This is a genomic window from Pollutimonas bauzanensis (assembly GCF_900129885.1).
Classification (GTDB): Bacteria; Pseudomonadota; Gammaproteobacteria; order Burkholderiales; family Burkholderiaceae_B; genus Pollutimonas; species Pollutimonas bauzanensis.
The window spans coordinates 1-20457 of sequence record NZ_FQXE01000012.1; the positions used below are offsets into that span (position 1 = coordinate 1).

At 61.6% G+C, this 20457-nt stretch carries 20 protein-coding genes and 2 pseudogenes; 8 read left to right on the forward strand and 14 right to left on the reverse strand.

Going from position 1 to position 20457, the window contains the following annotated elements; translation table 11 throughout:
* The 7 genes and pseudogenes from BUB23_RS27195 to BUB23_RS27430 form a co-directional block, all read right to left on the reverse strand.
* Positions 1 to 230 (reverse strand): annotated as a pseudogene (locus tag BUB23_RS27195) (Fic family protein); the annotation flags it as partial.
* 238 nt (positions 231 to 468) lie between these two features.
* Positions 469 to 586: pseudogene (locus BUB23_RS27700) on the reverse strand (nucleotidyl transferase AbiEii/AbiGii toxin family protein); the annotation flags it as partial.
* A 157-nt stretch (positions 587 to 743) separates the two neighbouring features.
* Complete coding sequence (locus BUB23_RS18800) at positions 744 to 1238, reverse strand: helix-turn-helix domain-containing protein (RefSeq protein WP_073106125.1); 495 nt, start codon at positions 1236 to 1238, stop codon at positions 744 to 746.
* Between the two features lie 292 nt (positions 1239 to 1530).
* Positions 1531 to 6309 carry an autotransporter domain-containing protein gene (locus BUB23_RS26500; RefSeq protein ID WP_178372350.1) on the reverse strand — a complete coding sequence of 1593 codons (4779 nt, stop codon included), beginning with the start codon at positions 6307 to 6309 and terminating at the stop codon, positions 1531 to 1533.
* Between the two features lie 153 nt (positions 6310 to 6462).
* Positions 6463 to 7461 (reverse strand): helix-turn-helix domain-containing protein, encoded by a 999-nt coding sequence (locus BUB23_RS18835; protein ID WP_073106129.1) that lies wholly within the window; start codon positions 7459 to 7461, stop codon positions 6463 to 6465.
* Between the two features lie 107 nt (positions 7462 to 7568).
* Positions 7569 to 7829 carry a BrnA antitoxin family protein gene (locus BUB23_RS18840; protein ID WP_073106131.1) on the reverse strand — a complete coding sequence of 87 codons (261 nt, stop codon included), beginning with the start codon at positions 7827 to 7829 and terminating at the stop codon, positions 7569 to 7571.
* Positions 7789 to 7908 carry a BrnT family toxin gene (locus tag BUB23_RS27430; protein ID WP_342743862.1) on the reverse strand — a complete coding sequence of 40 codons (120 nt, stop codon included), beginning with the start codon at positions 7906 to 7908 and terminating at the stop codon, positions 7789 to 7791. The genes BUB23_RS18840 and BUB23_RS27430 overlap by 41 nt, the downstream gene beginning before the upstream one ends.
* Before the next feature lie 273 nt (positions 7909 to 8181).
* Between BUB23_RS27430 and BUB23_RS18850 the strand changes: the two genes are divergently transcribed.
* Positions 8182 to 8634, forward strand: a complete 453-nt coding sequence (locus tag BUB23_RS18850; RefSeq protein ID WP_073106136.1) for a DUF1772 domain-containing protein — start codon at positions 8182 to 8184, stop codon at positions 8632 to 8634.
* 102 nt (positions 8635 to 8736) lie between these two features.
* Here BUB23_RS18850 and fusA read toward each other — a convergent pair whose 3' ends face one another.
* Positions 8737 to 10839 (reverse strand): elongation factor G, encoded by a 2103-nt coding sequence (gene fusA / locus BUB23_RS18855; RefSeq protein WP_073106138.1) that lies wholly within the window; start codon positions 10837 to 10839, stop codon positions 8737 to 8739.
* Positions 10840 to 11038: 199 nt separating this feature from the next.
* Here fusA and BUB23_RS18860 point away from each other — a divergent pair, with 199 nt between their 5' ends.
* The 3 genes from BUB23_RS18860 to BUB23_RS18870 all read left to right on the forward strand — a co-directional run bounded on the left by BUB23_RS18860 (position 11039) and on the right by BUB23_RS18870 (position 11989).
* Entirely contained in the window at positions 11039 to 11392 is a 354-nt protein-coding gene (locus BUB23_RS18860; RefSeq protein ID WP_073106140.1) for an ArsR/SmtB family transcription factor, read from the forward strand.
* Positions 11393 to 11438: 46 nt separating this feature from the next.
* A complete protein-coding gene (gene relB / locus BUB23_RS18865) occupies positions 11439 to 11633 on the forward strand; it encodes a type II toxin-antitoxin system RelB family antitoxin (RefSeq protein WP_073106143.1) in 195 nt (64 codons plus the stop codon).
* Between the two features lie 80 nt (positions 11634 to 11713).
* The gene (locus tag BUB23_RS18870; protein ID WP_073106145.1) at positions 11714 to 11989 is read left to right on the forward strand and encodes a type II toxin-antitoxin system RelE/ParE family toxin; all 276 of its coding nucleotides are present in this window, start codon (positions 11714 to 11716) and stop codon (positions 11987 to 11989) included.
* Between the two features lie 122 nt (positions 11990 to 12111).
* On the opposite strand, the gene BUB23_RS18875 is transcribed toward BUB23_RS18870, so the two are convergent.
* Positions 12112 to 12978, reverse strand: coding sequence for a pirin family protein (locus BUB23_RS18875; RefSeq protein ID WP_073106148.1), 867 nt, complete (start codon positions 12976 to 12978; stop codon positions 12112 to 12114).
* Between the two features lie 125 nt (positions 12979 to 13103).
* Here BUB23_RS18875 and BUB23_RS18880 point away from each other — a divergent pair, with 125 nt between their 5' ends.
* The 4 genes from BUB23_RS18880 (at position 13104) to BUB23_RS18895 (ending at position 16302) form a co-directional block, all read left to right on the forward strand.
* Positions 13104 to 14009: a LysR family transcriptional regulator gene (locus tag BUB23_RS18880; protein ID WP_073106151.1), complete on the forward strand. Its 906-nt coding sequence runs from the start codon at positions 13104 to 13106 to the stop codon at positions 14007 to 14009.
* A 120-nt stretch (positions 14010 to 14129) separates the two neighbouring features.
* Positions 14130 to 14621, forward strand: coding sequence for a L,D-transpeptidase (locus BUB23_RS18885; RefSeq protein ID WP_084136127.1), 492 nt, complete (start codon positions 14130 to 14132; stop codon positions 14619 to 14621).
* Between the two features lie 150 nt (positions 14622 to 14771).
* Positions 14772 to 15797 (forward strand): patatin-like phospholipase family protein, encoded by a 1026-nt coding sequence (locus tag BUB23_RS18890; protein WP_073106154.1) that lies wholly within the window; start codon positions 14772 to 14774, stop codon positions 15795 to 15797.
* 160 nt (positions 15798 to 15957) lie between these two features.
* A complete protein-coding gene (locus BUB23_RS18895) occupies positions 15958 to 16302 on the forward strand; it encodes a hypothetical protein (RefSeq protein ID WP_143161048.1) in 345 nt (114 codons plus the stop codon).
* A 41-nt stretch (positions 16303 to 16343) separates the two neighbouring features.
* On the opposite strand, the gene BUB23_RS18900 is transcribed toward BUB23_RS18895, so the two are convergent.
* The 5 genes from BUB23_RS18900 to BUB23_RS18925 all read right to left on the reverse strand — a co-directional run bounded on the left by BUB23_RS18900 (position 16344) and on the right by BUB23_RS18925 (position 20417).
* Complete coding sequence (locus tag BUB23_RS18900) at positions 16344 to 16565, reverse strand: YgdI/YgdR family lipoprotein (RefSeq protein WP_073106166.1); 222 nt, start codon at positions 16563 to 16565, stop codon at positions 16344 to 16346.
* A 153-nt stretch (positions 16566 to 16718) separates the two neighbouring features.
* Positions 16719 to 17333 (reverse strand): superoxide dismutase, encoded by a 615-nt coding sequence (locus BUB23_RS18905; RefSeq protein WP_073106172.1) that lies wholly within the window; start codon positions 17331 to 17333, stop codon positions 16719 to 16721.
* 89 nt (positions 17334 to 17422) lie between these two features.
* Positions 17423 to 17902 carry a hypothetical protein gene (locus BUB23_RS18910; protein ID WP_143161049.1) on the reverse strand — a complete coding sequence of 160 codons (480 nt, stop codon included), beginning with the start codon at positions 17900 to 17902 and terminating at the stop codon, positions 17423 to 17425.
* 309 nt (positions 17903 to 18211) lie between these two features.
* Positions 18212 to 19114, reverse strand: coding sequence for an aspartyl/asparaginyl beta-hydroxylase domain-containing protein (locus BUB23_RS18920; RefSeq protein ID WP_073106189.1), 903 nt, complete (start codon positions 19112 to 19114; stop codon positions 18212 to 18214).
* A 103-nt stretch (positions 19115 to 19217) separates the two neighbouring features.
* The gene (locus BUB23_RS18925) at positions 19218 to 20417 is read right to left on the reverse strand and encodes a CaiB/BaiF CoA transferase family protein (RefSeq protein WP_178372356.1); all 1200 of its coding nucleotides are present in this window, start codon (positions 20415 to 20417) and stop codon (positions 19218 to 19220) included.
* Positions 20418 to 20457: the final 40 nt, after the last annotated feature.

Consider the following 20457-nt stretch of genomic DNA (forward strand, 5'->3'; position numbering starts at 1 on the left):
CGATAGCTGAGGACGCCACCAGGCAGCAGGTGGCTGACGATGGTCAACCAATGGCGCAACACAACCATTTCCGGGGGGCTGGCCAGGTTGCTGGTATAGACTCCCTGGTAGAGCTTGCGTAACTGCCCCGCGCTAGCTAACCGGAGAACTTTGCGGTCTGCCGCAGGGTCATCCTCACCAGTAAAGATAGTCTCTGGCAATGAAAGGTCGATTTTCTGTTTGATTCCCACGTCACACTTAACATACTTGTCTGAAATTCAACTCATTATTTCACAATTTGTCTGAAAAATGTATTAATCAGCAGATGAGGTTTGTCGGTTTCTAAGATGACTCAGCATAAACTGCTGGTCAAATTGTCTTGAAATCGTATGATTGAATCACTATTTGTCTGATTTATGTATTATTTTTCTAAAAAATGCGCATTTCGCTTATTTTCTAGCACCTGTTAATACATCACATAGAGGCTCAGTACCCTAAATACTGGGGGTCGGCCACAAAGATGTCGATATCCTTACTGGTGATGATCGTAGCGGAACATAAGCACCGTACCGCCGCCGAACGTCCAGAACGGATCCTGAAGACCTCCGATCGTTTGCGCCCCGTGTCCACTAGCGCCCGATTGACCTCATCGAGAATCAGCGGCGACCAGTGCAGCTTGATAACCCCCTGGTAGTCGAGGTAGATCAACAGCCCGCGCGTAGCGGCCGCGAACAGCGTATCAGCATCGGCAACGACAGGTATGCTCACGACGAGAGAATTTCCTCGTCCAGATCTTTGGACAAGAGCTTGAGCACCTTGGCCTGCCGCGTCCGTTCGGCTGCCTGCCAGCGGGTCACGGCGCTGCGCAGCACACGGCGCTGGTTACCGACCTTCTGATGCAATTCCACCGCGCCGGAGTCGATCAGCTTGGCCATGTATGGCCGGCTGACGTTGACGAATTGCGCCGCCTGCTCGGTGGTGAGAACCGGATCGTCGTTGTGAGCCGCCTTGTGATCTGTGGTTCGCAGTTGCACGGTTGCGCGGCCCAGCATTTCAATCAATTCTTGCGTGATGGCCTCGTCGGCTTCCTTGCTGAGCGTGACGTGGCGCCGGACAACGGACACGACAGGCTCCACGTCGAACGACAGTTCGAACACCGGCAGAGCACGCGCAGGCTCCGCGTGCACCCTGGCCGCCCGGCGGGGGGCCTGGGCAGTGCGCCGCTTGTCCGAAGGAGGGAAAGTTTGCTTGGTAGTCATGCTTGGAATGATAGCAGGAACTCGAAATTATCGAAACAGTCGAAACGCAATGAAAATCTTCCAGTAAAGCCGCGCTTGGGCCGCGCCCCCAACCGCCGATGACCTCGATTATCTGATCGTCCTTGCTTACCTCAAGGGCCAAAATGCAGGCATCAAGCGGCGCGGAAAGGCTTGGTCAGTTTTCCGGTCCGCGTGACGATGCCAGCGCGGTGGAGGAAGGACAAAGCGGCAGCTTTTGATGGCTTTCGCTGGAGCCTTGGTGCGCATGACGATTCCCCCCATCGCGCCAAAGCTAGAACCTGATCGCCACATTGGCCTTCAAGCCATGGTCGCGACCCTGGCCCGAAAGTTGGCCGGTATAAGCAAGACCGAAGGTTGCATCAGATGCGAGGCTTAGACTCAGGCCAGCCTCGACGACGGCGCTGTCGCGCGCAATCGGCGCTCCGGCAATTGAAAACGCCTCGCCCGCCGAGAAGGCATGTTTACTGGTGGGCGTGCGATTCCCGAACGCATGGCGCCATCCGGCCATCCCCGCAAGGGTGACGTCGAGACTGCCTAGCGCAAGGTGATGCGCGGCACGCATCCCCAGCGTGCTGAAGGTGACATCGGTGTTGCCGCTATTGCCCATCAGCGCCGCAGCGCCGCCCGTCTCGGTAACACGGCCGGTATGCAGGCTGACGTGGGCCAGATTGGCAAAGGGTTCGACACGGGTCTTGCCGACCTGCAGGCCATAGGCGAGCTCGCCGAAAACCTGGAAGGTGCCCGCCTCGTAATCGCCGGTCAGGCGCTCGTCGATGCCGGGGATGGCGACCGACCGGGCAGTATCGAGCTTGTGCCAGCTATAGGCCGCGCCCGTCCGGAAGGCGATATCGCCCCATTGTGTGCCGCCATACAAGCCCAGATGATAGTTATCGATTTTGGCGGAAGACCGGCGCGCATCGGCGCCAAGGCTCGCATGGCTGTAGCCGCCCAGCACCCCGATCCGCCAGTCGCCCGCCGGGCGATCGGCAGCGATTAATAAGCCGCCTGTCGAGCGATCAAGGCCGGCCGCATTGCCATTGCCGTCAGTCTCGCTCCAGGCGCCAAAGCCATGGGACCAGAACACCGGGCCGGCATAGTCCGCCGGGACTTGTGTTGGCGCCGAGCCCGACCCATAGGCCAGGACTGGGCCCGCCGATGCGCCCGCCTTGCCGAAGGCGGCACGCAAGCGGTCATTGGCCGCGTTGCGGATAAAGCGGCTATCTTCGATCAAGGCTGACTTGGCCGACGCATGGATCTCGCCGGACAAGGCGTCAAAACCGGCGCGAATGCGATCAGGCTGATCGGCCGAGCGCACGATGGCGTCATAGACCGGATGGGCAGCGTCCAGGCCCATGCTATCGATGCCGCCGGCTGTAGCGCTCTGGTTGCGGGTGAGCGCCGCCGATGCAAAACGACGCTCGTTGCGAGCCAGCTCCAGACCGATGGCGCCGGCGCCGTAGTCATACATCAGCCTGGGCGTGAGGAAAGCGAAGTCCGAGACGACCTCATCGAAGCTTCCTTCAAGCGCGGCAGCCGACAGAATGGTGTACGTTGAGCGCAAGCCGTAAGCGCCGTCGGCCCCGATATGGGCCACCGAGCCGCCGTTAAGCGTGGCTTTGCCGGTCACGTTGATCCGATCGCTGTCGGCGCCAAATGGGTTGACCTCGACGGCATAGATCGAGCCGGCCTCGAAGGTCAGGTCGCCGTCGACCGTCAGCGTGCCGATGGAGTTGCCCGGCGCCAGCGTGCCGCCCGAGGCGATCGCAACCTGCGAGCCGGCGCCCGCGCCCACGGTGCCGGAGCCGCCGAGTGTGGCGCCCGAGCGTACGGCGAGCGAACCGCCCAGCGCGCCGCCGCCCTCGCCCTTGCCAACGAGCAAGGCGCCACTGGCAAGCGTCGTCGTACCGGCGAAAGCCGCGCTATCGCCCGTCAGCAGCAAGATGCCGTCGCCGGCGAGCGTCAGCCTGCCATTGCCCGAGATCCGTCCGCCATAAACGGCGTTGGCAGCGTCGGCGAAGGTCAGCGCCGTGCCCGCCCCATCGAGCAGCACATTGCCGCTAAAGCGGGCGGCCGCTGTCTGGAGGCCGCCTTCGGCGACGGTCCAGTCCAGCGTCGATCTGCCGTCAAGGGCAAGAACGCCTGCCCCATCCTTGACCATGCCGCCATTCGCGCCACCCAAGCCGGTGATGTCACCGGCAAAGCGGGCGTCATCGGCCTGGATGAAGGTCACCGTGCCGGCATTGCTAATGTTGCCGGAGAGGGAATTCGCGTCTCCCAAAACCGATCCCTCCTCGACCCGCGTATTGCCATAGGCGTTGGCGCCGGCCAGCCACAACGCCCCAGCGCCGCGCTTGACGAGATCGCCTTGGCCGACAAGGTTGCGATCGAGATAGAAATCATTGGCGGCCTCGACGATATCGAAGCCGCCCCCGCGCGAGCCCCAGGCAATGTCGCGCGCGGTGTCGTTAAAATCCGTGCCGGTGACCTGTAGCACACCGCCATTGAAGGCCAGCGCGCCGTCCTCATGGCCCAGGTTGGCATCGTTCGAGACGGATAGCACGCCGCCGCTGATCGTGGTGCCGCCCGCATAGCTGTTGGCCCCGGAAAGAATCAGCGTGCCGGCTTCGGTCTTGGTGATGCCGCCCGCGCCGGTAATGCCGGCTGCGATCTCGGCGCGCTCGGCCAGGACACGAATCTCCGAGCCGCCCGCCGCCGTTTCCAGTGTACCGACCCCTTGCAGCCGAAAGCCCTCATCGACGAACTGCAGCCCCGCAAAGCGCTGCGCGCCCACGACGTCGATGACCCCGCCGTTGACGCCACCCGGCTCGTTCTTGAAAGCGGCATGGTTGCCCGCCCAGGCAACCGGCAGGTCGCCGCCCTGATTGAGCCACCGGGTGTCGGTGCTGTTCCAGTGTCCGTCCCCGCCCTGCCAGTGCTGCAGCGTGTCGTCTCCGAGCGATGCCGAAACAAAGAGATCGACCTTCCCGCCGCCCGCCTCGATCTCATACAAACCGGGAACACCATAAGGCACGGCGCCGACCTCCAGGCCGTTGTCGGTCAGTTCACCGCCATAAGTCATCAGGCGGTAGTAGCCCAGGCGCGCCGCGCCGTCCGATGGGCTGGCGCCTTGCGCCAGATTGAGGGTTCCATCCAGTCGAAGGTCGCCTGTTACAACGAGGCGATCGCTGCGGCCGGCGGCGGGATTGTCCACGGTCGCCGGCGCGCCCAGTTCGTAATCGAGGATCGCGCCCGATGAAAGCGCAAGATTCCCGTGCACCGTGAGCGCGCCGATTGCGTTACTGCCCGGCGCCAGAATGCCGCCGTCTTCGACCGTCGCGTTGCTCACAGTGCCTGAGCCGCCAAGCGTGGCGCCGGACTTGACGGCCACCTGCGATGAAGGCGCAATCGTACCGTCGACGATCAAGGCGCCGGCTTCGACGGTGGTCGCGCCCAAGTACGTATTGGCTCCTGAGAGTGTGAGCGTACCGGCGCCAGTTTTAGTAATACCGCCCAGGAAGCCACCCGCTATATCGCCGCTCAGGGTCAGATGGTGGCTGCCATCGATCGTTAACTTTCGCATGAGCTGAACCCGGTTGGCAAGCGCAAGATCCCCGCCGGCCCGCAGAACGCCGTTATCAGAAGATCCGCCCACGATTATCTGGCTCGATGAAAGTGCCTTGTCGTGCCCGACCTCGACCGCGGCATCGTTAATATATGTTTCACCCAAATAGATATTGACGCCATTGAGCGCCAGCGTGCCACCCTCTGCGTAAACCCCGCTCAAACCGCTGATTTGACCGTTCAACGTTAGCTTGCCGGCGCCGTCCTTTATGAGTCGGCCGCTGGAACCGGTGATATTGCCATCAAAGACGGTATTGGCGCTCTGACCAACATCGACAAAGGCGTCGCCCATATCGAGCGTGCCGCCGCCGCCCGAAAGCGACGACATCGCGCGGCCAAGGGCATAGTTTGCATCGGTCAGGTCAAGCGTGCCGCCATTGATGACATACACGCCATCGCTCACCCACGCTTCGTTCGTGCCCACGCGCAAGATACCGGCTTCGATGGTGGTGGCGCCCGCGTAATCGTTTTGCCCCGACAGCGTCAGGATGCCCTCACCGGACTTGGTCAAACCGCCAGAGCCTTGCAGATCCGCCCCGATGCCGATGTTATGGCCGTTGCTGTCGATGAAGGCCCCGCCCGCGCCGATGGCGACATCGCCGGACCTGACGTTGCGCAAGAAATCAGCTTCGTCGCCCGTTGCGCGCAGGATTCCACCGTCAAAATTGATGTTGCCATCGCCCGCGCCCACCTCCAGAAAACCCATGGCCAATGCTCCGCGCCGCCCATCCGAACCGGCAAGCGTCAGGTGGCCGATTCCGCCATAGCCCGTGACGGGAAGTCCACCCATATAGACATGGGAAGCCGTGACCAGCCCCCCATCTTCGACGGTCAACGTTCCCGTGCCGATATGACCCAAGGCGATATTTCCCGTCGCCGCCAGACTGGACCCGACTCCCGAAACCTGAGCCACGCCCACTGCGCCTGCGCTATTGGTACCCATCGTAATGCTGTCGCCAGCCGATACCGATGCGCCATCCAAAATGGCAAGTGTGCCTTGACCGACATTTCCAAGGTATAGGCGAGAGGCGTTATGCCAACTCGCCCCCTCGCCTATAACGGTGACCTCACCGACAGCACTGGCAAGATTGCCAACGGTTCCTTGCATATTGCTGACCTTGCCTGCGTTGCGAATCAGCAATTCGCCACTTGTGCCGCTATGGCCTATGGCCAGGTTTCCGCTGATCTCCCAGGGGCTGGGCTGTGTGCCGGCGCCGCCCCCCGCAGGGTCCGATCCATCGACGATTTCGTGCCCGCCGTTGTCAATGACTACGCTTTGCGCCTGTGCGGCGGGCAACACCGCCAGCGCCAAAGCGCATAGGCCGGCGCCTGCCGCCGCTTTGCGCCTGTCAGATCCTCGGGCATGTTCCGAAGCCACCTGATAGGTATCCCGCGCATGGTTAAAGACTATTCGGTGAATCCGATTCATGAACATCCCCAGCGACGTGATTCCTTACCCATCAATTGGAATCGCCACTATAAGGGCAACGGCATGCGCGGAGTCGTCGCTGCGTTTCACAAAAATCGTATTTGCATCCCAAAGGCGCGGCTCAGGGGAAGCGCGACGAGTCAGCGCGCCCCATTATCGATTCGAGGCCGCCCTCGCATCGCTCGGGCTCATGCCAAAACGTTTGCGAAACATGCGGCTGACATTGGGCCAGTCATAGAGGCCGCAGCGCTGTGCCAGGGCATAAATAGGCACATTGCGCGCATCCTTTTGAAGCAGGCGCAAAAACTGCTGAAGGCGAAGCTCGCGAACATAGCCTTGCACGGATAATTCATTGCCGTCGAAGAGCCGGTAAAGCGTGGAGCGCGAACAAGCAATCGCGGCCGCTACCGCGTCCGGATCGAGATCCGGGTCGGTCAGATGACGCCTTATGTAGCGTTGCGCGGCGGCAAACAGCCCCGCGCTAAATCGCTGCGTTCCCCGCCGTGTCATCAAGAAGGCGGCCTCGATCGTAGTCAGGGCAAACGACTCGGAGGCATCGAGCAAGGCGAGCTGTTCAATAGGGTCCAAGCCCGCTGCCATCCTGGGAAACTGCTGCAAATGATCGCGCAGCAGCCCGGCCAAGCGGGAATTGGCCAAGGCCGAATTGATCTGGGCCGGCGCGGGCGGCGTACCGGGAAACATCGATTCAAGCAAGGGACGGGAAAGATCGAGCTGGACGAATGCGTGCCGGGAAAGGCGCAGCGATGTCGGGTGGGACCCGTCGAGCAGGAAGAATCCGCCCTTGGTGATCGTCGCAGCCTCGCCGCCGTCATAGGCGCACTGCGCCTGCCCATCCAGCATGAGAATCAACGTCAACTCGTCAAACGACGCATTGCGGATGCTGCGTGCAGTCAAATGTGCGCTTAAGCCATCCGCTTCGGTATAGTGCATCTCGCCAGTCGCTGTGGCCAGCGAGGTGACTTTTGCCCGGAAATCCTTGCGCTGTTGCTCGCCGGGCGAGTCGACACTGAAGCTGCGGATGACGTCACTGACCCAGAAGTCGAAACGCGCGGCAGGCTCGACATCTTCGGTCGATATGTCCTGAAACAGACGCCGCTCAGGCCGCCCTTGCGAAAAGGAATGATGTCCCACAATGCCTTCCTCCCGACTTTCCTTTTTGTTAGTGGCAGGGTTTCAAATAGGCGCATGGTCGTCGCTGCGGCAACCATGCGCCCTCAAGGCAGATTGCTCAGTGCCTTCTATGTTTTCGGGGCATGATGCTTCAGCGACTCCGCCATGCGAGTCTGCCAGCCGGCTCCTGTGGCCTTCCACCGCGCTAATACTTCCGATGGCAAACGCAAGCTGACAGCCACCTTTGGGTTGTCCAGCTTCGGACGGCCGCGCTTGACCAGCTTGTCGCCCTGGTACAAGTCAGCTTTCTCAAAAAATTCCTCTGTCAATCCAGGCGCGTCATCCGGGTCAGCCCAGGTGCTGCGCGTATTTCGCCTGTTCGCGAGCATTTGCTTTCCTCGTACTGATAATGCGGCGTGCTCTGCCGCGCGGTGTCCAGATCAGAACGACCATGCGCCGATCAAGCACTCCGATGGTGATGAAACGCGGTTCGGGATACGGCAAGCGCGCGTCTTGTCCTCGTTGATTATTGTATATACGAAAAAATAGTGCGGTCAACAGTTCGGGAGCGTCCTAGCGGTAAGCTCATCTCGCCTGGCGGCAAATTCAGGCGCGGTTCTCTCCTGCTGACGGTAGATACTACCTGGCAAGGTGGGCGCTATACGTTTGCACCTGACCATCCAAAAGCCCCATGCAGGTACATGGCTTGCTCCATTATTCGCAATAGCATGGAGGTGCTGCATGAGGCTGCTACAACTGGGCACGACTCTTCTTTTTGCGCTCGCCCTGGTTCCCGGCGGGGCTCACTTGCTGGAGCTGCTGAGCAAGATGGCTCTGGGTCGCCATTCCTACCTGACCGTTCAGCAAATTTATCGCGGCTGGAATCTGCTGGGGGCAGTATTGATTGCGGCGCTCTGCGCCGGCCTGGCGTTGACGGCCATGTCGCGCCGGCAAAAAGCGCCGTTCAGGCTGGCCCTGGCGGGTTCAGCGCTATTGGCGGCCACTCTTGGCATCTTCTTCATATGGATTTTTCCTGTGAATATCGCCACCAGCAACTGGACGGTGGAGACCGGGAACTGGATGGAGCTGCGGCGGCAATGGGAATATTCGCATGCGCTCAATGCCGTGATAACTTTTGCCGCGTTGGCCTGCATAACGAGCTCATGCTTAGCCTGGAACGAGGAGCGTCGATAGCGACCGCTGTACTGGCGCGAATCTCACCCGCCAGTCCTCCAGAATTGCATACTTGCGTTTGCGTGCGCCAATTCTGGTCTGGACTGGCATATGGCCAACATTTCACTTGGCGTGCGCCGCCACGATGGTTTCGGCGATATTGCGCGGCGCTTCCGCGTAATTGCGGAATTCCATCGTGTAGGTGGCCCTGCCCTGCGTCGCCGAGCGCAGCGTGGTGGAATAGCCGAACATTTCGGACAGGGGCACGACGGCCTTGATGGCCTTGCCGCCGCCGCTGAGCTCGTCCATGCCCTGCACCATGCCGCGCCGCGAGGACAGGTCCCCCATCACGTTGCCCGCGTAGTCTTCCGGCGTCTCGACTTCCACGGCCATCATGGGTTCGAGGATCACGGGGCCAGCCCGCTTGCAGGCTTCCTTGAAGCCGAAGATGGCGGCCATCTTGAACGCCAGTTCGGACGAGTCCACATCGTGGTAGGAACCGAAGGTCAGATGCACTTTGACATCCACCACTGGAAAGCCCGCCAGCACGCCGGTCGCCAGCGCTTCGACCACGCCTTTCTCGACTGCAGGAATATATTCGCGGGGCACCACGCCGCCTTTTATTTCATCGAAAAACTCGAAGCCCTTGCCCTGCCCGTTGGGTTCGACCGTCAGCACCACGTGGCCGTACTGGCCCTTGCCGCCGGACTGGCGCACGAACTTGCCTTCGACATCCTTGACGGCCTTGCGTATGGTTTCGCGATAGGCGACCTGCGGCTTGCCCACGTTGGCTTGCACGCCGAACTCGCGCTTCATGCGGTCCACGATGATGTCCAGGTGCAGTTCGCCCATGCCGGAAATAATGGTCTGGCCCGACTCTTCATCGGTGCGCACCCTGAATGACGGGTCTTCCGAGGCCAGACGCTGCAGCGCGATGCCCATCTTTTCCTGGTCGGCCTTGGTCCGGGGTTCGATCGCCTGGGCGATGACCGGCTCCGGAAACTCCATGCGCTCCAGAGTGATGATGGCATCGGCATCGCACAGGGTGTCGCCGGTCGTCACGTCCTTGAGCCCGACGCAGGCGGCTATGTCGCCCGCGCGGATCTCGTCGACTTCCAGGCGCTCGTTGGCCTGCATCTGCACAATACGGCCGATGCGCTCCTTCTTGCCTTTGATGGGATTGTAGACACTGTCGCCTTTCGACAGCACGCCCGAATACACTCGCACGAAAGTCAGCTGGCCCACATAGGGGTCGGTCATCAGCTTGAACGCCAGCGCGGAAAACTTTTCGGTATCGCTGGGCCGCCGAATGATTGTCTGCCCGTCATCGTCCACGCCTGCCACGGCCGGAATGTCCAGCGGCGAAGGCATCAGTTCGACCACGGCGTCCAGCATGCGCTGGACGCCTTTGTTCTTGAAGGCCGAGCCGCAGAGCATGGGCTGGATTTCACCCGCGATCGTGCGGATGCGCAGCCCGCGCGTGATCTCCTGCGTGCCAAGGCTGCCCTCTTCCAGGTATTTGTTCATCAGCGCTTCCGTGGCTTCCGCCGCGGCCTCGACCATCTTTTCGCGCCATTCCCTGGCCTGCCCGGCCAGTTCCGCGGGGATCTCTTCAAAAGAATAGGTCATGCCCTGGGTCGCGTCATCCCAAAGAATGGCCTTCATTTCGAGCAGATCCACCACGCCCTTGAACTGGTCTTCCGCGCCTATGGGTATGACGATGGGAACGGGATGAGCTTTGAGCCTGTCCACCATCATCTGCCGCACCCGGAAGAAGTCGGCTCCGACGCGGTCCATTTTGTTGACAAAAGCCAGGCGCGGCACTTTGTGCTTGTTGGCTTGCCGCCAGACGGTTTCGGACTGGGGCTGGACGCCGCCCACGGAGTCGTAGACCATGACCACGCCGTCGAGCACGCGCATGGAGCGCTCGACCTCGATGGTGAAATCCACGTGGCCCGGGGTGTCGATGATGTTGATGCGATGCTCCGGCAGGCTTCTATCCATGCCTCTCCAGAAGCAGGTCACCGCCGATGACGTGATAGTGATGCCGCGCTCCTGTTCCTGCGCCATCCAGTCTGTGGTGGCGGCGCCATCATGCACTTCACCCAGTTTGTGGCTGGCACCGGTGTAGAACAGGATGCGTTCGGTCGTGGTGGTCTTGCCTGCGTCAATATGCGCGGAGATACCGATGTTGCGGTAGCGCTCGATGGGTGTATGGCGTGCCATGATGGTCCTTCTGGATAGCGGTCGCCAGGTTCTGTTCGCAAGCCTGGGCCGGACGATTGCCCGGCATTGCAATATTACCATTGTACGGGTATTATCGTACAATCAATTTTTAGCAGACCTTAAACTGCCGCCTTGAACTGCAGGCCTTAAACTACCGCCTCGATTGAAGGCTGCTCATGGCCATAGCAGAGAGGACCGAATGATTCCAAACCACCCTGACCGCGACCAGATCCGCCTGGAAAACGTCCTGATCGCGCTGGGCAACCCCTTGCGCCTCGCCGCCATCCGAGTGCTTGCCCACGGCACCGAGCACGCCTGCGGCACCGTGCTGCAAGGCATATCCAAGTCCACCATGACCCATCATTGGCGCGTTCTGCGCGACAGCGGCGTAATCTGGCAGCGGCCCTACGGGCGCGTGAACCTGTTGTCGCTGCGCCGGGAAGACCTCGACGAGCGCTTTCCCGGGCTCCTGGACGCCTTGCTGGAAGCCGTGCAGAAGGACTCGGTGACGGTGGGGGCGATTTCCAGGCATCTGCCCGAAACCGTGATTTAAGCCTTTATTTGTTTTACACTAGATCAGCTAACAAGGAGCCTTTGTCATGAGCACAGCCCTCTCCCCCATCGTTTCGGAATTCGAAACCGAAGAACAAGCGGCCAGCTATGATCGCTGGTTTTGTGGGAGAGTGCGGGCAAGCCTCGCCGATCCTCGTCCTAGTATTCCCCATGACCAAGTGATGGCTCGCATGGATGCCATCATTGAAAATGCAGAAAAACGGCAGGCGGAACAGGAATAAAACATAGCGCTTCCTAAAGGTAGTGACTACAAAAAATAAGCCTACTAATAGGCACATGCCTGGCATATGGCCTGAACAAGATGCTGAAGATCTCCTGGCTTTCCACCGCTACTGACGACCTAGCGGAAATCATCACCTACATTGCCGAGCGTAGCCCGAAAGCGGCGAGAAACCTCAAAGAACGTATTCAAGACTCAGTGCTGCCGGTAGCGGACCACCCCTACCTGTATAAACAGGGTCGCGTACCAGGCACGCGAGAAATCGTCACGCATCCGAACTACATCATCATTTATCGGATCACCCACACGGACATCGAAGTCATCAACGTCCTGCACGCTCGCCGGGAATACCCCTAAACTGGCCCGACCTCGGCAAGTATCTTATTGCTCCTTTTGCGCATGGAATGTCTATCCACGTCAGGGCGGCGATCTGATCCAGTGGCTGGCCCTGGCCCATATGGCCAGGGCCAGCCGCGGGCTCAGGAATGCATCTGGCCGTAGCGGCCGCTATTGAAATCCGCGATCGCCTGGACGATCTCGGCCCGGCTATTCATCACGAAGGGGCCATGGCCAACGATGGGCTCGTCGATAGGCTCGCCGCTGAGCAGGAGCAGGCTCACATCGGTGTTGGCCTCGATCGCCACCTCGCTGCCCTCGCGGTCGAGCTGCACCAATTGCGCTTCGCGCGCAACCTCGCTGCCATTGACCAGCACCGTGCCATGCAGCACCACCAGCGCCAGCGCGCGGCCCGCCTTCACACTGAACCGGGCGGCGGCGCCCTGGTTCAAGCGCACATCCCAGACATCCATAGGCGTATGGGTGCGCGCCGGGCCGGAACGGCCGCCGAACTCGCCCGCGATCACGCGCACCCTGCCCGCGCCGGCGGGCAAGTCCACCGAAGGAATGTCCCGATCCAGCAGGGTCTGGTAGCCTGGCTCTGCCATCTTGTCCTTGGCGGGCAAATTGACCCAGAGCTGCACCATTTCCAGCGTACCGCCTTGGCGCGTGAACGCTTCCGAATGAAATTCCTCATGCAGGATGCCGCCGGCCGCCGTCATCCATTGCACATCGCCGGGGCCTATGCGGCCGCCGGCGCCAGTGGAATCGCGGTGCTCGACCTCGCCCTGGTAGACGATGGTGACCGTTTCGAAGCCGCGGTGCGGATGCTCGCCGACGCCGCGCGGGCGCGCGGCGGGGGTAAATTGCGCCGGGCCGGCGTAATCGAGCAACAGGAAGGGGCTCAGATGCGCGCCGTGACTGGTGTAACTGAACAGCGAACGCACTGGAAAGCCGTCGCCCACCCAGTGCGGACGCGGAGCGCTGTAGATGCCGAGTATCTTTTTCATGCCTGTCTATCTCCTGTATGCCGGGCGGCTGTCGCCGCGGACCATGGATAAATGATAAACATGGAACGATAATCCCGGTAGAGGGTAATATTTGATCTCAGTGTCCCATTTGAAGAACGACCCCCATGCAAGACTTGAACGATCTCTATTATTTTGTACAAGTAGTGGAGCACGGCGGCTTCGCCCCGGCCGGCCGGGCGCTTGGGGTGCCCAAATCCAAGCTGAGCCGGCGCATCGCCTTGCTGGAGGAGCGGCTGGGCGCGCGCCTGATCCAGCGCTCGACGCGGCGCTTCACCGTCACGGACATCGGCCGGACCTACTACACCCATTGCAAAGCCATGCTGGTGGAAGCCGAGGCGGCCGATGAGGCCATCGCGCTGAGCCATGCCCAGCCGCGCGGCATCGTGCGCATGGCCTGCCCCGTGGCGCTGCTCGATGCGCGCATCGGCGACATGGTGGCCGCATTCATGGCCCAGTGCCCGCTGGTGCAGATCCATCTGGAGGAAACCAACCGGCGCGTGGACCTGGTGGGTGAAGGCATGGACGTGGCCATCCGGGTGCGCCCGCCCCCTCTGCAAGACAGCGACCTGGTGATGCGCGTCCTGTCCGATCGCGGCCAATGCCTGGTGGCCAGCCCGTCCCTGCTGGCGCAGTCGGGCGCGCCCCAGGCGCCTGCCGACCTGGCCCGGCTGCCCAGCCTGGAGCTGGGCGCGCCGCAAAACGAGCATGTCTGGAATCTATTCGGCCCGGATGGCGCGCACGCCGCCATCCATCACCAACCGCGCCTGATCACACGCGCGATGCCGGCGCTGCGGGCGGCCGCCGTCGCGGGCGTGGGCGTCGTGCAATTGCCGACGATGATGGTGCGCGAGCAGATCTCCCGCGGCGAGCTGATCCAGGTGATACCGGGGTGGGCGCCGAGGCGCGAGATCATACACGCGGTATTTGCCTCGCGGCGGGGCCTGTTGCCCTCGGTCAGGGCGCTGATCGATTTTCTGGGGGATCGTTTCAACGAACTCAAAGAGGATTGACATACGCCATCGTTCGCGTGCGGAAAGCTATGCGCCGCTTGCCAGGCCACAGGATAGGGTAAGAAAATAGCAGGCGCGCGGCGTCAATGGCCTGGAATATTTGTGCCCGGAATATTTGAAATGATGGAACTGGAACCGTTACATATTCGTATCAGCGTCAGGGATCAAACCCTGCGTCTCGCTGGCGCGGCACAGAAAATCTACTATCCGATTTCAACCGCCAGGCTGGGAGTCGGCTGCGGCTTTGGGAGTTTTCGCACGCCCACGGGCTTGCACAGAGTTCGAATAAAAATCGGGGCCGGCCTGCCCATCAACAGCATCCTGGCCGCCCGGCGACCGACAGGAATGCTGCTGGATGACGAGCTTCAGCATAGCAATCCCGGTCGCGACTGGATACTGACACGCATTCTTTGGCTTGACGGCCTAGAGCTCGGAATTAACAAGGGAGGACTCGTGGATACTTTGCGCAGACATATTTACATCCATGGGACTGCGGACGAGGCATCAATAGGAAAACCTGCGTCACACGGCTGTATCAGGATGCGAAACGCCGACCTGGTGGATCTATTTGACAGAGTACAGAACGGCGTGCAAGTCGTGATAGAAGCGTGATCTCAGCAATAACGGTTCGCGAGAAAATATATATTTATTCGACACATATGCCTCCCCAGTGCTATGCTGCAATGCAACATAACAAGCTAGAACCGTCGATTTTGATCCTGGAGACGAGACAAGGCCATCTCTTTCGAGACAGGAGGCACTATGTTCTTTTCAAGACAGGGCCGGCGGACCATCAACCTGGGTCTGCAAGGCGGGGGCGCCCACGGCGCATTCACCTGGGGCGTGCTGGACTATCTGCTTGAGGACGGCCGCCTGGAGTTCGAGGGGGTCAGCGGCACCAGCGCGGGCGCGATGAACGCGGTCATTCTCGCCCATGGCCTGCTCGATGGCGGCCGCGACGGAGCGCGCGCTGCACTGCACAAATTCTGGGACGCCGTGGCTGAAGCATTGCCCTTCGACATGGCGCTGCAGAAGGCGGATGGACAGACGGTGACCCTGGCCCCCGCGCTCAAGCTGTGGCTGCACTGGACGCAATATCTCGCGCCGCATGAATTAAATCCCTTCGACCTCAATCCCCTCCGGGACATCCTCCTGGAGCAAGTCGATTTCGAGCGTTTGCGCGCGCACAGCCCGGTCAAGCTGTTTATTGCCGCGGCCAACGCCAACTCGGGCAAGGTGCGGGTGTTTCGCGGGCCTGAGATCGGGGTGGACGCCATCCTGGCGTCAGCCTGCCTGCCCACGGTGCAGCGCACAGTGCAGATCGATGGCGAGCCCTACTGGGATGGCGGCTATGTGGCCAATCCCGCCGTCTTCCCCTTGTTTTATGAATGCGCCGCGAACGACATATTGCTCGTGCTGCTGACTCCGCTGAAACACCAGGGCACCCCTCGCAGCGCCGAGGAAATCAAGAACCGGATACTAGAGCTGGGCTTCAATGCGACTTTCCTGCGCGAAATGCGCATGTTTGCCTATATGCAAAAGCAGGCCCATGCGTCGCGGCTGCGTATCGGGTATTTCGAGCGGCGCATGGCCAGGGCGAATTTCCACATCATTGAAGCGGAAGCCACGCTAAGGGAACTGAAACCGGAAACCAAGCTGGCCGCCAGCAAGTGGTTCTTCGCCATGCTGCGAGACCTGGGAAGGGCCCAGGCGCAGGCGTGGCTGCAAGCGCATTACGCCGATATAGGCAGGAATTCCACGGTGGACCTGGCCGAACTTTTCTATTGACCACGAGCCTGAGCGCAAGCCTCGCCTTTCAGGGCGAGGTCAAGCGAGGCGGGACCAATGGGGCGCCGAAGGCGCCCCCGCGTTATGGCGAAGAAGCTCCGGCCGACAGGCCGGAGCTCTTGCGATTAAAATGCAGGCCACGATCAATACGAGCAGAAAAATGATAAACAAGAACCGCAGTGCAGGGCCCGAGGCTGTTGCCGCGTTCATTCGCGATATGCAACTTCCTTTCGCGGCAGGCCAGGATGCGCAGGCTGAACTCTATGTTTCCGCCAAGGCGGGCGATAAATGGCGATTGACGCGCGCCAGCCTGGCCGTCGACTTCCGCTACAAGGACGGCGCGCCGGAAGTCCACATAGCGTCAATCGGGCCGCCTTTCTACAGGGCCTACCAGCCGCTGGCCGGCACGCATTTCAGCTACGACACCTTGAAGGCCAAGCTATTTATCGAGGGGCATTTGAACAAGGGCAGAGGCGACCCCTACGTTATCTGCCTGTCGCGCTAGCTTCCCGCTCCAGGCCGCGGGAAGGCGACGCGGCGCCGGCGCTACTTGACTTCTTCTATGCTGCGGACTTCGGCGGAGTTCACCTTGACTTCCTTGCCGTCTTTCTCGTAGGTGACAAAGCCATCTTTCTTGTTGATTTCGGGCTTGTCCGCGGTCATGGTCTTCTGGCCATCGACCGTGGTGACCTCTGTCGGCGTCGAGCAGGCGGCAAGGGCGCCGCAGCCCGCAATCGCCACTATGGATAAGAGTTTCTTCAGGGTCATGATGGGGCTCCGGGGAATGATAGAACAGACACGGTAACAAGGCCGCGCCAGCGGCGTTGTAAGCTTGTGTCAGCGTCGGCCACAGAGTCCTACCCTCCTGCCCGGCCCGGATCGGCGCCCGGACCAGCGCCCCAGCCCCAAGGCGTCGAAACTTCAGGCCCGCGCCGCCTCGTAGCGGCGCGCCACCTCGGCCCAGTCGATGACGTTATAGAAAGCGCCGATGTATTCCGGCCGCCGGTTCTGGTACTTCAGATAGTAGGCATGTTCCCAGACATCCAGGCCCAGAACCGGCACATTGCCGGTCATCAAGGGGCTGTCCTGGTTGCCGGTGCTTTCGACTACGAGCTTGCCTTGCGGCCCGAGGCTGAGCCAGGCCCAGCCGCTGCCAAAGCGGGTCAAGGCGGCCTTGGTGAAAGCCTCGCGAAATGCCGCGATGCCGCCCAGGTCGGCCTCGATGGCCGCCGCCAGGGCGCCGCCAGGCTCGCCGCCGCCCTGGGGCGACATCACGGTCCAGAACAGGCTGTGGTTGGCGTGCCCTCCCCCGTTGTTGCGCACGGCGCCCCGCAGCGCCTCGGGCAAGGTGTCCAGCCGCGCTATCAGGGTTTCCACCGGCACATCTTCTGTCAGCCCCGCGCCTTCCAGCGCCGCGTTCAGATTGTTCACATAGGCCTGATGGTGCTTGCTGTAGTGGATTTCCATTGTCAATGCATCAATGTGGGGCTCCAGGGCGTCGTAGGCATAAGGCAGAGGCGGAAGGGTATAGGTCATGCAAAAGTCTCCAAGTGTGCTCCCCCAAGAGGAAACGAGTGTGCTCCCCAAGGGGAAGGTCAGTTGCGGCGGCGAACCCGCCGCCGCGTTCAGTTCGGTCGGGCCGCGCCGCCAGGCCACCACTGCAATGCGGCAGCCGCGGCTGCGCGGGGATGCGCCGGATGGCGCCGCAAGAAAGCCAGCAGCTCGGCATAGGTAACGCGGCTATGCTGCCAGGCGGCCTCGCGCCAGGCCTCGGCCACATCCGGGTCTAGCGCCTTGCGGTGCAAGGTTTCATGCGCCGCGCAGATATGGCTGGCCGCTGCTTCGGACTGCTGCAAGCGTTCGTGCAACTGCGCCAGATTGTGGTGCGACACCACCAGGGCGGCGACGGCCGCGCCCGGATCATAGGGCCGGCCCCAAAGCCTGTCGGCCAGTTGCAATGCCCGCCGGTACTGCGCCAGCGCGCCAGGAAAATCGCAGGATTCGTATGCCTGGTTGCCTTCCAGGGTCGCGCGGCGCCATTGCTCCATGGCCGACGCGGGCGCGCCGCGCGATGCCGCGGCATTCCAAGAAGTGATCTGGACCATGCCCCTCCCCGAAGCCGGCGCAGCGCGCCGGCCAATTAAGATATCAAATGATAATGATTTCTATTATAGAAAGCAATGGCGGGGTAGCGGCGCACTGGCGAGGCCTACGCGCAAAGCCACGGTCAGGGGCGCAAGGCGCGGCCGGCATCGGCCCGGTATTTTCAATTTTTACACCAGCCCGTGGTTCAAGAGCGACCGGCGCGCTCAGGATGATGTCCTGACTGCTGGCCAGTGGATTATCCTCGGGCCCGGGATGTTTGCGCCCGGCCTGGTCATGGCCGGGCGGCCTCTTGCGCTGAAAGGATAAAGTCAGATATAGATGATCAAGGCGATCACGGCAATAATCAGCAATACACGCAGAATCTGGTACACCGTGCGATTCCAGCGCTTCAAGCGCCGCCTGTACTGCCCCATCAGCCATGATATATGGAACAGCTTGTTCACCAGCCCGAGCTGGTCGCCGGCCTGGTTGGGCGAACTCGCGGCGGTCATGAACACCCGCGAAAACCAGCTGTTGAAGCGCTGCGCCCAGCGATATTTCAAGGGACGTTCGAGGTCGCAGAACAGGATGGTGCGCATCTGGTCGGTGGTGTTCTCGGCCCAGTGGATATAGGTTTCATCGAACACCACGCTTTGCCCGTCGCGCCAGCTGTAGCGCTCGCCGTCGACTTCGATAAAGCACCCGTCGTCGTTGGGCGTGGCCAGCCCCAGGTGATAGCGCAGCGACCCCGCGAAGGGATCGCGGTGGGGATTGAGCTTGCCGCCGGGCGGCAGCACCGCGAAAAGCGCGGCCTTCACCTGCGGAATGCCGCGCAGGATGCGCACTGTTTCCGGGCAGAGTTCCGCGGCGGAAGGATGCTCAGCGTCGTACCACTTCAGGTAGAAGCGCTTCCAGCCAGTCTTGAAGAAGGAATTGAAGCCCGCGTCGCTATTGTTTTCAGCGCTGCGTATCTTCTGCGCCTCGGCCAGATGCCGGGCCTCGTCGCGGATGATTTCCCAATTGTCGTCCAGCGCCTCCAGCCCGGTCATCTCCTTGGCTGGAATGTAGGGCCGCGACGATACCGCCGAAAACAGGTACATGAATACGTTGACCGGGGCCAGCACGGCGGAATGGTCGACCACCGTCCGGAAAAAGCTCAGCCGCACCTTCCCGCGAAAATATACATAGCTGATCGCCGCCAGCCACAGCGCGATGATGCCCCACTTGATCATGCTTGTTCCTTATTGCACAGGTAAAATGGCATAGTGCAATTCTACCCCGCGCGGCCGGCAAGTATCCAGCCGCCGCGGCATGATCGGCCTGCGCCGCGGGAAATCAGGCGCCTGCCGCCGCCACCTGATTCACGTCGCGCACCACTCCGGCCTCGATCAAGGCGTCGATCTCGGCCTGGCCGTAACCGAATTCGGCCAGGATCTGCAGCGTGTCTTCGCCCAGGCGCGGCGCGGCCCTATGGTACTGGGCCGGCGTGACCGACAGCTTCACCGGCATGCCGATGGTGCGCACCGGGCCCGCCGAGGGATGCTCCTGCTCGACCACCATGCCGCGCGCCAGCGTTTGCGGATGCGACAGCGCCTCGCCTATCGAATGCACCGGGCCGGCGGGCACGCCAGCTTCGTCGAAGGCCGCCAGCCAATGGGCGCCGGGACGGGTCTTCAGGATATCGCTCATGACTTCCACCAGCGCATCGCGGTTGCGCATGCGGTCCGCGTTGCGCGCAAAGCGCGGATCCTCGCACCATTCGGGATGGCCCAGCACCTGCGCGATGCGGGTCCAGTTCTTTTCATTGGCGCCGCCAATGACGATCCAGTCCGTGCCGGTGGGAAACGCCTGGTATGGCGCGGTCAGCACGTGCGAGGAGCCGGTGGCGCCCGGCGATTGGCCGGTGCCGAAATAAATCGCGGCGTGCCAATAGAGCTGCTGCAGGCTGGCCTCGAGCAGCGAGGTCTCGACGACCTGGCCTTCGCCGGTCTTCTGCTTGTGCTGATACGCGGCCAGCACGCCGAAGGCCGCCAGCAGGCCCGCATTGATATCGGCCACCGAGTTGCCGGTGCGCAGCGGCGGGCCGCCGGGCTCGCCGGTAATGCTCATCAGGCCGGAAAACCCTTGCGCGATCAGGTCGAAGCCGCCCTTGTCGGCATAGGGGCCTGTGGTGCCGTAGCCCGACACCGCGCAGTAGATCAGCCCCGGATTTTCCTTGCGCAGGGTCTCGTAGCCCAGGCCGAGCTTCTCCATGGTGCCCTTGCGGAAGTTTTCCGTGATGACGTCAGCGTCGCGCACCATGCGCAGCAGCACCTCCCTGCCCCGCGGGTTCTTCAGGTCCAGGGCGATCGCCCGCTTGTTGCGGTTGAGCATCAGAAAGGGCGCGGAGACGCCATTGATCAGCGGGTCGCGGTACTGGCGCGCATCGTCGCCGCCATCGAGCTTCTCGACCTTGATCACGTCGGCGCCCAGGTCGGCAAGCATCATGCCGCAGGTGGGGCCGGCCATGATCTGCGAAAGCTCGATCACGCGCATCCCCGCCAGCGCGCCGCGCTTGGCGGCGGTAACATCAGTA